Below are 14,483 nucleotides of genomic sequence, written 5' to 3' on the forward strand. Positions count from 1 at the left end.
ACCCACGCTGATTATCAAATTAATTCTAACGATGGAATTTTATTCGTCTGGATCACAATTTCAGATTATTTATTGCGTATGTTATCCGCAACAAAGCTCTTCGGGTCATAAAAAAGGAAGACAGATGAAAGTCAGTCGAGAAAAGCTTCATCAACTCATTCAGGACAAATTAACCGCGGCGGGCATTCGGGAAGAATATGCCGCGACGATGGCGGAAGTGCTGGTGTTTGCCGACGCGCGCGGCATTCATTCCCACGGCGCGGTGCGCGTGGAATATTACGCAGAAAGGATTTCCAAAGGCGGCACGAACCTGAACCCGGCGTTCCGCTTCGAACAGACCGGCCCCTGCTCTGCCGTTCTGCATGCCGATAACGCGGCGGGCCAGGTTTCCGCCAAATTGGGCATGGAACACGCCATCAAAATGGCGCAGGAAAACGGCGTGGCTATCGTCGGCGTTCGCCAGATGGGCCACAGCGGCGCGCTGTCCTACTTCGTTAATATGGCCGCGCAGGCCGGGCTTGTAGGGATTTCCGTCTGCCAGTCCGACCCGATGGTCGTGCCGTTTGGCGGCGCTGAAATCTATTACGGCACCAACCCGCTGGCCTTTGCGGCGCCGGGTGAAAACGACGACGTGGTGATCTTTGATATGGCGACCACCGTGCAGGCATGGGGCAAAATCCTCGACGCCCGTTCGCGCAACGAAGCCATCCCGGATAGCTGGGCGGTGGACGTCAACGGCAAGCCGACCACCGACCCGTTCGCCGTCCACGCGCTGCTGCCCGTCGCCGGGCCAAAAGGCTACGGCCTGATGATGATGATCGACGTGCTGTCCGGCATTTTGCTCGGCCTGCCGTTTGGCAAAGACGTCAGCTCGATGTATGAAGATTTATCCGCCGGCCGCAACCTCGGGCAATTACACATCGTTATTAACCCGGCCTTTTTCTCGGGCGGCGATACCTTCCGTAAAGCGCTGACGCAAACCATGTCCGAGCTCAACGCTATTACTCCGGCTCCGGGCTTTAAGCAGGTTTATTATCCGGGCCAGAATCTCGACGTTTATGAAAAGCAGACCGCCGAGCACGGCATCGATATCGTTGACGATATTTATAATTATTTAGTGTCCGATGATATTTATCAGCACTCTTATGAAACCAAGAACCCTTTCGCACAATAAACCAGGGAGAACTTAACTGTGGGATACCTTAATAATAATACCGGCTATATTTCAGATCTTCTTGCTTCACGCTCAATTATCAAACGCGGTAATTATGCGCTGATTACGCCGGACGGCCTGGTGAAAAATATCATTCCCGGTTTTGAAAACTGCGATACCACTATTTTATCGACGCCGAAGCTTGGCGCGACCTTTGTCGATTATCTGGTGACCCTGCACGCGCAGGGCGGCAACAGCGCGGGCTTCGGCGGTGAAGGCGTTGAAACCTTCCTGTACGTGATAGACGGTGCGATTACGGCGGGCGCGGGCGACGACAAATACAGCCTCACCAAAGGGGGTTACCTGTACTGCCCGCCGGGCGAGCTGATGACTTTTGTGAATGCGCAGGAAGCCGATAGCCAGCTGTTCCTCTATAAGCGCCGCTATGTAGCGACGCCGGGCCACGCGCCGTACCGCGTCACCGGTAATGAAAACCAGCTCGAGCGCATCGAATACGAAGGCATGAGCGACGTGATTCTGCTCGACTTCCTGCCGAAAGAGCTGGGATTTGACATGAACATGCACATTCTCTCTTTCGCGCCGGGCGCGTCCCACGGCTATATCGAAACGCACGTGCAGGAGCACGGGGCGTATATCCTGAGCGGCCAGGGCGTTTATAACCTGGATAACGAATGGATCCCGGTGAAGAAAGGCGATTACATCTTTATGGGCGCCTATTCCCTACAGGCGGGGTACGGCGTCGGGCGCGGCGAGGCGTTTAGCTATATTTATTCGAAAGATTGCCATCGCGATGTAGAGATTTGAGTTTTGTGATTTTGTCGGGTGGCGCTGCGCTTACCCGACCTACTCGAATGATTTCGTAGGGTGGATAAGCGAAGCGCCATCCACCGAAAGCAACAGTAACCGTTGTAGGGTGGATAAGCGAAGCGCCATCCACCAGAAGCAACAGTAACCGTTGTAGGGGGGATAAGCGAAGCGCCATCCACCAGAAGCAACAGTAACCGTTGTAGGGTGGATAAGCGAAGCGCCATCCACCAGAAGCAACAGTAACCGTTGTAGGGGGGATAAGCGAAGCGCCATCCACCGAAAGCAACAGCAACCGTTGTAGGGTGGATAAGCGAAGCGCCATCCACCAGAACCACCAGTACACGTTGTAGGGTGGATAAGCGAAGCGCCATCCACCAGAACCACCAGTACACGTTAGTACCCAAAGCACCAATACCCGTTACTTTAGCTAGTCGGTTTGGCCACGGTTAACCCCGTGGCCTTTTTTTATGCCGCGATAACCTGTCCGAGCTTAATGATGCGGGCGATATTACGCGCGCAATGCCGCAGGTTAATCTCCCCCTCCGCGAGCACCGCAGACAGCGGGGCCAGGCGCGGCAGGATGCTGAATACCGCATCGATGCCGTGCTGATGCACGATTTCGACGCCTTCGCCCAGCACGCCCGCCATGCCGATAACCGGCACGCCGTGACGCTGCGCCAGCCGGGCGACGCCCATCGGGGCTTTGCCGCCGACCGTCTGGCTGTCGATTCGCCCCTCGCCCGTCACCACAAGGTTTGCTCCGGCCAGCGCCTGCTCAAGGCCTACGGCGTGGATGATGATATCGATACCCGGCTTCAGCCTGCCGCCGAGAAAAACGTCCGCCGCCGCGCCCATGCCCCCGGCGGCACCGCCGCCGACGATAGCGTTGATATCCCGGCCCGTTAGCTCGCCCAGAACGCGGGCGTAGTTGGCCATTCCCGCCTCAAGCTCGTCGACCATCGCAGGCGTTGCGCCTTTTTGCGGGCCAAAGACGTGCGCCGCGCCGCGCGGGCCGGTTAGCGGGTTATCCACGTCGCAGGCGATTTCGATGCTGCACTGCGCGAGGCACGGGTCAAGATTTTGTATATCGACTTGCGCCACCCGTGCGAGCGCGGCCCCGCTGGCGTTGAGTTCCGCGCCCTGCTGGTCATAGAAGCGCGCCCCTAGGGCCTGGGCCATCCCCATTCCGCCGTCCACGGTGGCGCTGCCGCCAATGCCGAGGATGATGTGGCGTATGCCGCAGTCAAGCACGTGGCGGATAAGCTCGCCGGTTCCGACGCTGCTCGCCAGCAGCGGGTTTCGCTCGTCAATCGGCACGAGCATTAACCCGCTGGCGGCCGCCATCTCGATAACCGCGCTCCTGCCGTCGCCCGTCACGCCGTAAAACGCTTCCACCGGCGTGCCCATCGGGCCGGTCACCGTTAGCGCAAGCCGCTCCCCGCCGGTGGCGGCAATCATGGCTTCCACCGTGCCCTCGCCGCCGTCGGCAATGGGCAGGCAGACGTATTCCGCGTCAGGGAAAATTTCGCTGAAGCCCTGTTTAATCGCCTGCGCCGTGCGCTCCGCGCTCAGGCTTTCCTTAAATGAATCGGGCGCGATAACAATTTTCATCGTTTCATCCTTTTTAAAAACAAAAAACGATGCCCGTTAAAAACGAGCATCGCGGTCAGTGGAGGTTACTGCTGGTGTTTGAGAATGAATTTGCCGGTTGGCTTCGCCCCAAAGCCCCGCTCGATGTCGTAAATCACCTCGCCGCGCAGGATCGTTTTATGGATGCGCGCGCCGATGGTGCGGCCCACGTACGGGCTAACCCTGTGGCGATATTCGAGATCGTCGTTCTTCAGGACATACGCGGAGTCGGGCTGGATAAACACGAAGTCGGCGTCTTTGCCCAGCGCGATGCGCCCTTTGTGCTTCAGGCCGAAGATATCCGCCGCATTGGTCGCCATCAGCCTTGCGAACTGCGGCAGGGACATGCCGCGCTTTTGTACCGCTTCGTCAAACATCAGATCGACACAGTTTTGCAGGCCCGCAATGCCGCCCCACGCCTGCAGAATATTGCCCTCCTTCATTTCCGGCGGGCACGGCGAGTGATCGGAGCCGAGGCAGTCGATCTCGCCCTGGAACAGTTTTTCCCACATGCCCCGCTGGTTGGCCTCGTCGCGGATCGGCGGGGAGCATTTAGCCAGCGTGCCGATCTCTTCAAACTGGGCGGTGGTCAGGGCAAAGTAGTGCGGGCATGACTCACAGGTGACGTCCTGCCCGGCCCGGCGCGCACGGGTCACTTCCGCAACGCCTTCCGGGCTGCTGATGTGGCAGATGTGAATGCGGCAGCCCGCCTCTTTCGCCAGCAGCAGCACGCGGCGGATGGCTTCTACCTCGGTAAACACCGGGCGCGATGCCACGTAGTCATGGGCCGTTACCCGCCCTTCGGCCTTTGCCTCATCGCCCAGGCCGTCGCAGATTAGCGCGTTTTCACAGTGGACCAGCACCACCTGATCCATGCCCGCCAGCTGCTGAACGCCCTTGTAGAACTGGTAGTCGTTAACATCGCGGAAGTCATTGTCGACGCCGCGATCGCCGCAGGTTGCCACGAAGCATTTAAAGCCCACCACGCCGACCTCATCCAGCTCGTGCAGGCGGTCGAGGTTATAGGATACCAGGCCACCAAGCTGGGCCGCGTCGACGGTGAGCTTGCCCGCCGCCGCGTCAAACTTCATTTCGATGCTGGCGCGGTCAACGGTGGCGGGAAGCTGGTTGAGCGGCATTTCCACTATGGTGGTAATACCGCCTTTTGCCGCGGCGCGCGTTCCCGTTTCGTAACCTTCCCAATGGGTGCGGCCCGGCTCGGAAATATGGGTATGCGGGTCGACCATGCCGGGGGAAACCACCAGTCCGGACGCGTCGATAATAGTTTTGGCGTCATTTAAGTCGTCGCCTATTGCGGCAATAACGCCATCCTTAACGGCAATATTAGTCATTACCGCGTCGTGCTCTAAAATAACGGTGCCGTTTTTGATAATCAGATCGTAAGACATAATAATTTCCTTGTTGGGGTACAAAGCGTTTTTATATTGCCCGCTTAACGTCAGGCTGTTTTTTGCCGTGCGGCAACGTTAGTTCCCTCACGTTTTTTCAACAGAGAATAAAGAACGAAGGCGGTAATTACGCCGACAAACCACGAAACGCGTGATAACGGCTCAAGCAGCGGAATAAACTTGCCGCCGAGCGAAAGCACCACGACAATGAGCGTCACGGAGAAAGCCGTCACGTTAAAGCCATTTTCATAGAACTGATAATCGCCTGCCGCGGTATAAAGCGTGTCGAGATCGATAGTGCTGCGCATTACGATAAAATAGTGCGCCATCATTACGCCAATAACCGGCCCCAGCATGCCGCCGATAATATCGAGAAACAGATAAATACTGTCCTGATTCTCCATAAGCTTCCACGGGCAAATCAGCAGGCTGATAATGCTGGCAATCAGCACGCCATTTTTATAGCTCAGCTTCGACGGCGCAATGGCAGCAATTTGATAGCCGGCGGGAATAATATTACCCGTGGCGTTGGTGGAGATGGTGGTCATTAAGATCACCAGCACGGCAAAGAATGCGGCAAACAGGTTGTCCCATTTTTGCACGATATCCAGCACGTTCCAGGTGTCGACACCATAGTGAATGCTTGCTCCGGCAATGATGCACACCCCGGCGACGGCAAAAAGTATGTAAGCCACCACTAACCCTAGAGTCTGGCCGAGCGCCTGCTGGCGAAAGCTGCTCGCGTTCTGCGTAAAGTCGGAAGCGCTTACTGCGGGTGCAGCCCAGACGGCGACCACCGCGTTGATCACCACCAGCAGCAGGAAGCCGCTATTTTCCGCCTGTTCAACGCCTGTCGGCACGTAGTCCAGAATGGGGCCGATGCCGACCAGCGAAATGGCCCAAATCGCCATGCCGCCAAACACGATGTAGATGCACGGATTAAGCACGGCGGTAAACTTATTCAGCACCCCGCCGCCGCCGAAGCCAATGGCGACGTTCACGGCCCAAAAGAAGATAAAGGAGATAAGGCCCGGCAGGTTGAGGCCCAGAAGGTTAAAATCGCCGCCTAATAACAGAAAGTCCGGCCAGATTTTGCCGATCAATATTAATAGCGCCAGCGACCCGGCATAACATTGCAGTCCAAACCACATAATTGCCGCAATGCCGCCTCTTAAAATTCCCGGAAATAATGCGCCACGCACGCCGTAGGAGGCTCGCAAAATCATGGCAAACGGCACGCCATATTTTGTTCCCGCCGCGCCGTTCATCACCATGACAAAGGCGATAAAAAACGCGCTCAGAATAATAGCCAGCATGATGCCGATCGTGGACAAACCAAGAATAAAGAATCCGCCGACCATCACGTAATTCGGCACGTTGTGAACCGAGCCCATCCACAGGGTAAAGTAGTTAACGCTTTTCCAGGTTTTTTGTTCTGCTCCTTTCGGTAAGAGATCTTCGCTATATCCACGGGTACGGTATTTCTCTTTTTGCTGCTGTTCCATCCTTTCCATAACACCCTCTTATTTTCGTAACGGATAACGACTTTGGGTTTAGCTATGCGGAACACTTAATTTTATAATTTTTATGGAGAGCGCTGCGTAATAACGCGAATAACGCAGCGCCCTTATTTACGACAAATTATGCGTTAGCCAATCGATAAGACTTACGCGAAGTGACGAAGGCAAAGATAAGCGTACCGGCCACGACCAGGCAGGCGGAGATGACAAAGCTGATTTCCTTTGAACCGGTGAGGTCGGAAATAAATCCGGTCAGCGTCGGCGCAATGACCGCAGAACTCATGCCGAAGAAGTTAAACAGGCTGAATGCCCGGCCAAGCGTTTTACGCGAGGCGCGTTCGGAAACGTAGGAGATCAGAATCGGGTCGACCGCCAGCTTGCCCAGCAGGCCGTAGGCGATGAGGCTTGCCATCAGCATGGTGGAGTTCGGCGCCCAGACGGTCAGCAGCAGCATCAGCGCGGCCATGGATTCCAGAATCAGGATCATTTTCACTTTGCTGTTGCGGAACTTGTCCGACAGATTGCTGAAGAACAGCGCGCCTGGGATCCCCGACAGCGCAACCAGCGCAGAGGCAAAGCCAATCGCCCCGCCTTCAAAGCCGCGCTCGACCTGAAGGTAGGACGGCAGCCAGGTCACAATCAGGTAGTAGCCGTAGCAGGTGCAGAAGTAGAGGAAGTACACGCAGCACAGCAAAGGCGTAAACAGCGAGCCCGGCTTCTCATCCGTAGGGCTGTCGTTCACGGCCTGGCTGGCGTTGCCTTTCGCGCTGGCCGCGTCTTTCGTCGATTTTGAACGAACGATAAGCGTAAAGGTAATGAGCATCAGCACCAGGATAGCGGCGACGATGGTCAGCACCGTTTGCCAGGCCATGTGCATGTCTTTGACCAGCAGGCTGGAGCCAATCAGCCCGATCCCCATCCCCACGGCGGAGCCGCTGTTGATGATGGCGTTCGCCAGCGCGCGGCGTTCCTGCGGCACGTTCTCAGACGAGAGCGAGTAGGCCGAACTAAAGAACGAAGCGCAGCCTGCGCCCGCCATTATCGAACCGGCGTAAATCATCGTTAAGCCGGTGGCGTGGGCGATGCTTAGCGTGCCGAGAATAAACAGGCTAAAGCCGCACATCAGCATGATTTTCTGGCCGAATTTGTCGACCAGAATGCCGCAGGGGATTTGCATACTGCAGTAGGCAAAGAAGTAGAAGCTGGCGATAGCGCCGATTTGCGCGTCGCTGATGCCGCCAAGCGAGGCCTGGATTTCAGGATAAATCGGCGTCAGCACCGTGCGGTAAATCCAAATCGCCACCCAGCCGAGGCTCATGACAACAACGATTTTTTTCCAGTATTGAGAACCGCTATTTTGCGTAGTCATTTTGGTATTGCTCCCTGTTATTTATATGCCAGCTCATAAAGAACGTTTATGAGTGCTTCCACGCCCTGGACACGGTCTTTCAGCTGCGTTTCTTCCGCAGGGTTGTGACTGATACCGGCGATGCTCGGAATAAAGATCATTCCGGTTGGCACTCGGGGAGCAAAGATCTGCGCGTCGTGACCCGCGCCGCTGTGCATACGGCGGTAGTTGGCACCGGATTTAGCCAGCGCGGAGTCGATGAGGTCGGTCACCTGCGGATCCATTGGGATAGGATCTTCATCCATCCATAAATCCACCTCGCAGGCGATGCCCATTTCGGCGGTGAGTGTTTCGATATCGGCAATAATCGAGTCGCTGAATGCCACTAGCGCTTCTTTGTCCGTATGGCGGCAGTCCATGGTGAATAAAATATCGCCAGGCACGACGTTAACGGTGTTTGGCTTCGGCTCCACTTTGCCGAAGGTGAGCACCAGCGGATCGCCCAGCGCGCGGGCTTTATCGATAGACTGGTTGCATATTTTGCTGAAGGCGTAGACGGTATCTTTGCGATAGCTCATCGGCGTGGTGCCCGCGTGGTTGGCTTCGCCGTGCAGGGTAATGTTGTAGCGACGCTGGCCGACGATGCTGGTGACGAGGCCGATGCTTTTGCCTTCCGTTTCCAGCACTTTGCCCTGTTCGATGTGCAGCTCAACGAAGGTTTTAATATCTTTGCGCTGCGTGTTAGCGCCCGCGAAGTCAAATCCGCACTCGCGCATGGCGTCGACAAAACCAACGCCCTTGTTATCTTTGATGCCCTGCACGTCCGCCTGATTAGCGATGCCGAAGATGTTTTTGCTGCCCCAGAATACGTACGGGAAGCGGCTGCCCTCTTCTTCGGCCATCGACACCACTTCCAGCGTGCGGCGCGGCTTGCCGTATTTCTTATTCAGATAATCAATGGCGATATAGGCAGCCTCAATGCCAAACTGGCCGTCAAGATTGCCGCCGTTAACCACGGTATCGATATGCGAGCCCGACATAATCACCTCGTCCGGGAATTCAGTTCCCTCGAGGCGGCCGTATAAATTACCAACTTCGTCAAACCTGGCGTCCAGACCGCTGCTTTTGAATATTTCCAAAAGTTTATTTTGCGCCCCCAGCCAGCTTTCCGTGTAGAGTAAACGCGTCATGCCTTTGCCGGATGAATATCCGAAAGACGTGATTTCCCGTGAGATGTTTTCAACGCTGTGTGATAGATGTTCCATAATCCCTTCTTTCTTTATCAGCCTATTAAAATGTTTATTTACTTAGCTATTCGGAATAAGAAGAAAAGCAGCAAAACTTATAATTTTTATTAATAGCGCCGCGTGGTTATTTATTACCCGCAGCGCTTTATTATTGTTTAAGATATTTTATGATTGGCCATTAATTCTAATGACTGGACTAACGCTGAATGATCGAGCTGGCTGCCGCCGTTTGCGGCGCAGGTATTAAATAACTCCTGGCAGGTTGCGGTATTCGGCAGGTTAATCGCTAACGCTTTCGCGCTTTGCAGCGCAAGGTTTAAATCTTTCTGGTGCAGCGCAATTTTAAAGCCCGGCGCAAAGGTGCGTTTGATCATGCGCTCGCCGTGTACCTCAAGGATGCGCGAAGAGGCAAAGCCGCCCATCAGCGCCTGGCGCACGCGCGCCGGATCGGCTCCGGCTTTAGAAGCAAACAGCAGGGCTTCTGATACCGCTTCAATATTCAGCGCAACAATAATTTGGTTAGCGACTTTGCAGGTCTGACCGTCGCCGTTGCCGCCGACCAGGGTGATGTTTTTCCCCAGGATTTCAAATAATGGTTTAATGCGTTCAAATACTTCCAGCTCACCGCCAACCATAATGGACAGCGTGCCTTCGCGGGCACCGATTTCACCGCCGGACACCGGCGCGTCGAGGTATTCACCGCCCAGCTCAATAACCTTCTTCGCGAAGACTTTGGTTTCAATGGGTGAAATAGAACTCATATCCACAATCGTCTTGCCGCGAAGCGAGGTGTCCGCACAGCCTTCTTTGCCGAATAGCACCTCTTCTACCTGCGGCGTATCGGGCACCATAATAAAGATTACGTCTGATTTTTCTGTTACTTTGCGCGCAGTCCCGCTATTTTCCGCGCCCAGCTTGATTAATTCTTCCGAAACGGGGCCAATGGTGCTGACAAAAAGTTTATGTCCCGCCTGCGCCAGGCGCTGTGCCATCGGGGTGCCCATAATACCGAGGCCGATAAATCCTATATTCATTTTCTCTTCCTTTTCCTGAATTCGGGCAACAGAATGCCGCATCCTTTATTAAGGATTATTTTGTTGCCCGCTGAGTTTTAGCTATTAACGATAGCGGTTAAGCCATGCAATACCGGTTTCCGTCGTCTGTAACGGTTTATATTCACAGCCGACCCAGCCGTCATAGGCCGACTTTTCTATTACGCCGAACAGATAGTCATAATTAATTTCCCCGGTTCCCGGTTCGCCGCGCCCTGGATTATCTGCCAGTTGAATATGACCAATACGATCTAAATGTTTAGTGAGGGTATTGGCTAATTCTCCTTCCATGCGCTGCATATGATAAATATCGTACTGCAGGCGAATATTGTCGCAGCCCACTTCATCAAGAAGATCCAGCGTCTGCTGCGTGCCGGTCAGGTGGAAGCCCGGGATATCGAAATGGTTGATCGGTTCGATAACCAGCATGATGCCCTCTTTTGCCAGCGCGTTACCGGCATAACGCAGGTTGTTGACCAGCGTATTGTGGACGACATCGGCCCCGACGCCCGCCGGGGTTTTCCCCACCAGACAGTTAATTTTGCGGTTGCCTAACGCCTGCGCGTAGTGGATTGCCGCCGTCACGCCGCTGCGAAACTCCTCTTCGCGGCCCGGAATGCAGGCGATACCGCGTTCGCCTTTTTCCCAGTCGCCTGCGGGCAGGTTGTGCAGCGTGTGTTCGAGCTGGTTATCCGCCAGCTTCTCCCGCAGGGTGGCGATGCTGTAGCCGTACGGGAACATAAATTCTACGGCTTTAAAGCCCGCCGCCGCGGCGCGTTCGAAGCGGTCGAGGAAATCGTATTCCAGGAACAGCATCGACAGGTTGGCTGAGAAACGTAACATGGCCTTTTCCCCCTATTCATACTTCATGAAGCAGGTTTCGGTCGGCGCGTCCGCCGCGCTGTCCGCCGTGGCTTCGAATTCGTTGACGTTATCCAGCTCGCTGCCCATTGAGATATTGGTGACGCGCTCGAGGATCACTTCCACCACCACCGGCACGCGGTGCTGCGCCATCAGCTCTTTGGCTTTGGCGAACGCCGGAGCGAGATCTTCCGGCTTGAAGACGCGAATCGCCTTACAGCCCAGACCTTCCACCACCTTCACGTGGTCAACGCCGTAGCCGTTTACCTCGGTGGAGTTGATGTTTTCGAAGGCGAGCTGCACGCAGTAGTCCATGTCGAAGGCGCGCTGCGACTGGCGAATCAGCCCCAGGTAGGCGTTGTTAACCACGACGTGGATATACGGAATGTTGAACTGCGCGCCGACGGCCAGCTCTTCAATCATGAACTGGAAGTCGTAGTCGCCGGATAGCGCCACCACGTTGCGTGCCGGGTCAGCCACGCTTACGCCCAGCGCCGCAGGAACGGTCCAGCCCAGCGGGCCTGCCTGGCCTGCGTTGATCCAGTGGCGGTCTTTGAAGACGTGCAGCATCTGCGCCGCCGCGATCTGCGACAGGCCGATGGTCGTCACGTAGCAGACGTCGCGCCCGAACGCCTTGTTCATCTCTTCGTAGACGCGCTGCGGTTTGACCGGCACCTCGTCGAAGTGCGTTTTACGCAGCAGGGTACGCTTGCGCTGCTGGCAGTCGGCAACCCACTGCTGGCGATCCGGCAGGCGGCCCGCTTTCTGCATCTCTTCCGCGACGTCGATCAGCAGCTCCAGCGCGGCTTTTGCGTCGGAAACTATGCCTAAATCCGGGCACAGCACGCGGCCAATCTGGGTCGGCTCAATGTCGATATGGATGATTTTGCGGCCCGCGGTGTACTTCTCAATCGAGCCGGTGTGGCGGTTGGCGAAGCGGTTGCCGATGCCGAACACCAGGTCCGACGCCAGCAGCGTGGCGTTGCCGTAGCGGTGGGCAGTTTGCAGCCCGGCCATGCCCGCCATCAGCTCGTGGTCGTCCGGAATCGTGCCCCAGCCCATCAGCGTTGGGATGACGGGAACCTGCGTCAGTTCGGCAAAGCGTTGCAGCTGCGCCGCGGCATCGGCATTGATGACGCCGCCGCCGGAAACGATGACCGGGCGCTCGGCTTTGACCAGCATTTCCAGCGCCATTTCTACCTGGGCGCGTGAGGCGGCAGGTTTGTAGGCCGGCAGCGGCTCGTAGCTGTCCGGGTCGAATTCAATTTCGGCGACCTGGACGTCAAACGGCAGATCCACCAGTACGGGGCCAGGGCGGCCGGAACGCATTACGTGGAAAGCCTGTTGCAGCACGCGCGGCACCAGCGCAGGCTCCAGCACGGTTACCGCCATTTTGCTGACCGGTTTGGCGATGGCCTGGATATCGACGGCCTGGAAATCTTCTTTATGCAGACGGGCGCGCGGGGCCTGGCCGGTGATGCACAGAATAGGAATGGAGTCGGCAGAGGCGGAGTACAGCGCGGTAATCATGTCCGTACCCGCCGGGCCGGAGGTGCCAAGACAAACGCCGATATTGCCAGCTGTTGCGCGGGTGTAGCCTTCCGCCATATGCGAAGCGCCTTCCACATGACGCGCGAGGACGTGACGAATGCCGCCGTGTTGGCGCATCGCCGAGTAAAAAGGGTTGATGGCTGCGCCCGGCACGCCAAAGGCGGTCGTTACGCCCTCTTTTTCCAGTACATACATTGCCGCATCGACGGCTCTCATTTTGGCCATGGTACTCATCCTTATACATGTCATTGTTGGAAAGTTTTTCCAACTTGAAAATCATCCAAAAAAATCCCTCGCCCGCAGGCGGGGGATGACGAACCTAGCGTGCCGGAGCGTTCAGACCTAAAGCGGTACTGATGTCCTGCGCCGTTTCTCTAACCAGCTCGCCCAGGCTATCGAAGCGCTCGACCGAGAGGCGAGAGCTGGGGCCTGAAATCGAGATGGCGGCCACGACGTCCCCGGCGCTGTTGTAAATCGCCGAGGCGATACAGTTAAGCCCGACAACGTGCTCTTCTTTATCAACGACATAGCCGCGTTCCCGCGACAAAAGAAGATCTTTCTTGAGCTGGTGTAAATCCGCAAGCGTCCCTGGGGTAAAGCTTTTCAGTCCGGTTTTCACCATCAGATCCATCAGCTCTTCGTCCATCAGCGGATACAGCAAAGCCTTCCCGGCGCCGGAGGCGTGCAGCGGCAGGCGGCTGCCCAGCGGGGCGCACATTCTCACCATCGACTGGCATTCCAGCTGGCCTATCAGCACCGCTTCACCGCCGTTGCGGATCGCCACGTTCACCGTTTCGCCGGACAGCAGCATCAGGCGGCGCATAAAAGGCGCGGCGACCGAAAGCACGTCACGGTTGTGGATATACGCCGCGCCGACGTTAAAGACGCCAAGCCCGATGTGCCACCAGCCAAGCTGCGCGTCCTGGTAAATAAACTCTGCATTCTCAAGCACTTTCAGTAAACGAAAGGTGGTTGAAAGGGGCAATTCAAGATTCTCGGCAATGTCCGTTACCGAGGAGCTGCCGCCCGCTTTTGCCAGGTACTGCAAAATCGCAATGCCTCGTTCCAGGGCCTGAGCGCCTTTCTGCGCGCCCGACTCAGGCTGGCTTGGCCGCCCACGACGTCTTACTTCAGTCATTCTTAAGTTATCTCCCGCTCTCAGACTTTTCGAAAGCGCGCTGCGTCAGTGAATTAAACGCTGCCATCTTATTTAAGATGCCCTGAAGCGTCACGGTATTTGTCCGCTTAATGGTTGGCGCCGTCGCAGAGTTCAAGCTGATACGGCGGCAAATCCGCTACGTCACAGTTATTCTGACCGCCGCGGTCGACGGTTAAGAAATCCGTGGTGGTTTTCCAGGCGAACAGCGGGTGGTGCCAGACGTTACGGTTGTAGTTCACGCCCTGACGGCCGTTGGTTACAAAGGCGCGCAGCGTTTGCCTGTCGGGTTCGTCATCGCCCAGCGCAACCACGACCAGGAAGGGTTCGCCGTTCATCGGCACAAAGGCCTGCGACCCCAGCGGGTGGCGTTCCAGCAGTTTGACGGTAAGCGGAAAATCGAGCGGCTGGGCGCGGTTGATGCTGATAAGCGCGCGGTCCTGTTCGATAACGTCGATTTTCGCCAGGTCGTGGTAGCGCTCGGTTTGCCCGTCGTTGATGTGGAAGAAGTCCTTGCCGTGGGTTTCGATAACGTCGCCATAGGGCGCAAAATCGGCCTGTGTCAGAGGTAATACTTTCAGTTTCATGGTTTTTCCTTGCTGATTTCAATCCCTTTCGCTGCCCTTCCCGAGGGTTAAGCAACCTTCTGCCAGCAATCTAAAACCTAACGGGCGATCGATGCAATAATAAGTTGGAATATTTTTCCAAAAAAGAGATGCAGCCCACATC

The 14,483-nt window shown here is 56.1% G+C and carries 12 protein-coding genes; 2 read left to right on the top strand and 10 right to left on the bottom strand.

Features of this window, described 5'->3' with window-relative positions; all coding sequences use genetic code 11:
* Window positions 1-124: 124 nt before the first annotated feature.
* Both allD and allE read left to right on the top strand, forming a co-directional pair.
* A complete protein-coding gene (gene allD / locus ACSPHG_RS17895; RefSeq protein ID WP_435954829.1) occupies window positions 125-1,174 on the top strand; it encodes an ureidoglycolate dehydrogenase in 1,050 nt (349 codons plus the stop codon).
* Between the two features lie 18 nt (window positions 1,175-1,192).
* Entirely contained in the window at window positions 1,193-1,978 is a 786-nt protein-coding gene (gene allE, locus ACSPHG_RS17900; protein WP_435954830.1) for a (S)-ureidoglycine aminohydrolase, read from the top strand.
* A gap of 468 nt (window positions 1,979-2,446) precedes the next feature.
* Here allE and glxK read toward each other — a convergent pair whose 3' ends face one another.
* The 10 genes from glxK to allA all read right to left on the bottom strand — a co-directional run bounded on the left by glxK (window position 2,447) and on the right by allA (window position 14,341).
* Entirely contained in the window at window positions 2,447-3,592 is a 1,146-nt protein-coding gene (gene glxK, locus ACSPHG_RS17905) for a glycerate 3-kinase (protein ID WP_435954831.1), read from the bottom strand.
* Between the two features lie 65 nt (window positions 3,593-3,657).
* Window positions 3,658-5,019: an allantoinase AllB gene (allB, locus tag ACSPHG_RS17910; RefSeq protein WP_435954832.1), complete on the bottom strand. Its 1,362-nt coding sequence runs from the start codon at window positions 5,017-5,019 to the stop codon at window positions 3,658-3,660.
* A gap of 50 nt (window positions 5,020-5,069) precedes the next feature.
* Entirely contained in the window at window positions 5,070-6,524 is a 1,455-nt protein-coding gene (locus tag ACSPHG_RS17915; RefSeq protein ID WP_435956056.1) for an allantoin transporter, read from the bottom strand.
* 136 nt (window positions 6,525-6,660) lie between these two features.
* Entirely contained in the window at window positions 6,661-7,908 is a 1,248-nt protein-coding gene (locus ACSPHG_RS17920) for an MFS transporter (RefSeq protein WP_435954833.1), read from the bottom strand.
* A 17-nt stretch (window positions 7,909-7,925) separates the two neighbouring features.
* Complete coding sequence (allC, locus tag ACSPHG_RS17925; protein WP_435954834.1) at window positions 7,926-9,152, bottom strand: allantoate deiminase; 1,227 nt, start codon at window positions 9,150-9,152, stop codon at window positions 7,926-7,928.
* Between the two features lie 137 nt (window positions 9,153-9,289).
* Complete coding sequence (gene glxR / locus ACSPHG_RS17930) at window positions 9,290-10,168, bottom strand: 2-hydroxy-3-oxopropionate reductase (protein ID WP_435954835.1); 879 nt, start codon at window positions 10,166-10,168, stop codon at window positions 9,290-9,292.
* 84 nt (window positions 10,169-10,252) lie between these two features.
* The gene (gene hyi / locus ACSPHG_RS17935) at window positions 10,253-11,029 is read right to left on the bottom strand and encodes a hydroxypyruvate isomerase (RefSeq protein ID WP_435954836.1); all 777 of its coding nucleotides are present in this window, start codon (window positions 11,027-11,029) and stop codon (window positions 10,253-10,255) included.
* A gap of 12 nt (window positions 11,030-11,041) precedes the next feature.
* Window positions 11,042-12,823, bottom strand: coding sequence for a glyoxylate carboligase (gcl, locus tag ACSPHG_RS17940; RefSeq protein ID WP_435954837.1), 1,782 nt, complete (start codon window positions 12,821-12,823; stop codon window positions 11,042-11,044).
* A 94-nt stretch (window positions 12,824-12,917) separates the two neighbouring features.
* On the bottom strand, window positions 12,918-13,736 hold the full coding sequence (gene allR / locus ACSPHG_RS17945; protein ID WP_435954838.1) for an HTH-type transcriptional repressor AllR: 819 nt from the start codon (window positions 13,734-13,736) through the stop codon (window positions 12,918-12,920).
* A 107-nt stretch (window positions 13,737-13,843) separates the two neighbouring features.
* The gene (gene allA / locus ACSPHG_RS17950) at window positions 13,844-14,341 is read right to left on the bottom strand and encodes an ureidoglycolate lyase (protein WP_435954839.1); all 498 of its coding nucleotides are present in this window, start codon (window positions 14,339-14,341) and stop codon (window positions 13,844-13,846) included.
* Between the last annotated feature and the right edge of the window lie 142 nt (window positions 14,342-14,483).

Origin of the sequence: Dryocola baronae, assembly GCF_051297175.1 — a bacterium.
Taxonomy (GTDB): domain Bacteria; phylum Pseudomonadota; class Gammaproteobacteria; order Enterobacterales; family Enterobacteriaceae; genus Dryocola.

What these genes read in the sequence shown, in the direction of transcription:
- allD (WP_435954829.1), top strand. Translation starts at nt 125, where the DNA reads ATGAAAGTCAGTCGAGAAAAGCTTCATCAACTCATTCAGGACAAATTA.
- glxK (WP_435954831.1), bottom strand. Translation starts at nt 3,592, where the DNA reads ATGAAAATTGTTATCGCGCCCGATTCATTTAAGGAAAGCCTGAGCGCG.
- allB (WP_435954832.1), bottom strand. Translation starts at nt 5,019, where the DNA reads ATGTCTTACGATCTGATTATCAAAAACGGCACCGTTATTTTAGAGCAC.
- ACSPHG_RS17915 (WP_435956056.1), bottom strand. Translation starts at nt 6,524, where the DNA reads ATGGAACAGCAGCAAAAAGAGAAATACCGTACCCGTGGATATAGCGAA.
- ACSPHG_RS17920 (WP_435954833.1), bottom strand. Translation starts at nt 7,908, where the DNA reads ATGACTACGCAAAATAGCGGTTCTCAATACTGGAAAAAAATCGTTGTT.
- allC (WP_435954834.1), bottom strand. Translation starts at nt 9,152, where the DNA reads ATGGAACATCTATCACACAGCGTTGAAAACATCTCACGGGAAATCACG.
- glxR (WP_435954835.1), bottom strand. Translation starts at nt 10,168, where the DNA reads ATGAATATAGGATTTATCGGCCTCGGTATTATGGGCACCCCGATGGCA.
- hyi (WP_435954836.1), bottom strand. Translation starts at nt 11,029, where the DNA reads ATGTTACGTTTCTCAGCCAACCTGTCGATGCTGTTCCTGGAATACGAT.
- gcl (WP_435954837.1), bottom strand. Translation starts at nt 12,823, where the DNA reads ATGGCCAAAATGAGAGCCGTCGATGCGGCAATGTATGTACTGGAAAAA.
- allR (WP_435954838.1), bottom strand. Translation starts at nt 13,736, where the DNA reads ATGACTGAAGTAAGACGTCGTGGGCGGCCAAGCCAGCCTGAGTCGGGC.
- allA (WP_435954839.1), bottom strand. Translation starts at nt 14,341, where the DNA reads ATGAAACTGAAAGTATTACCTCTGACACAGGCCGATTTTGCGCCCTAT.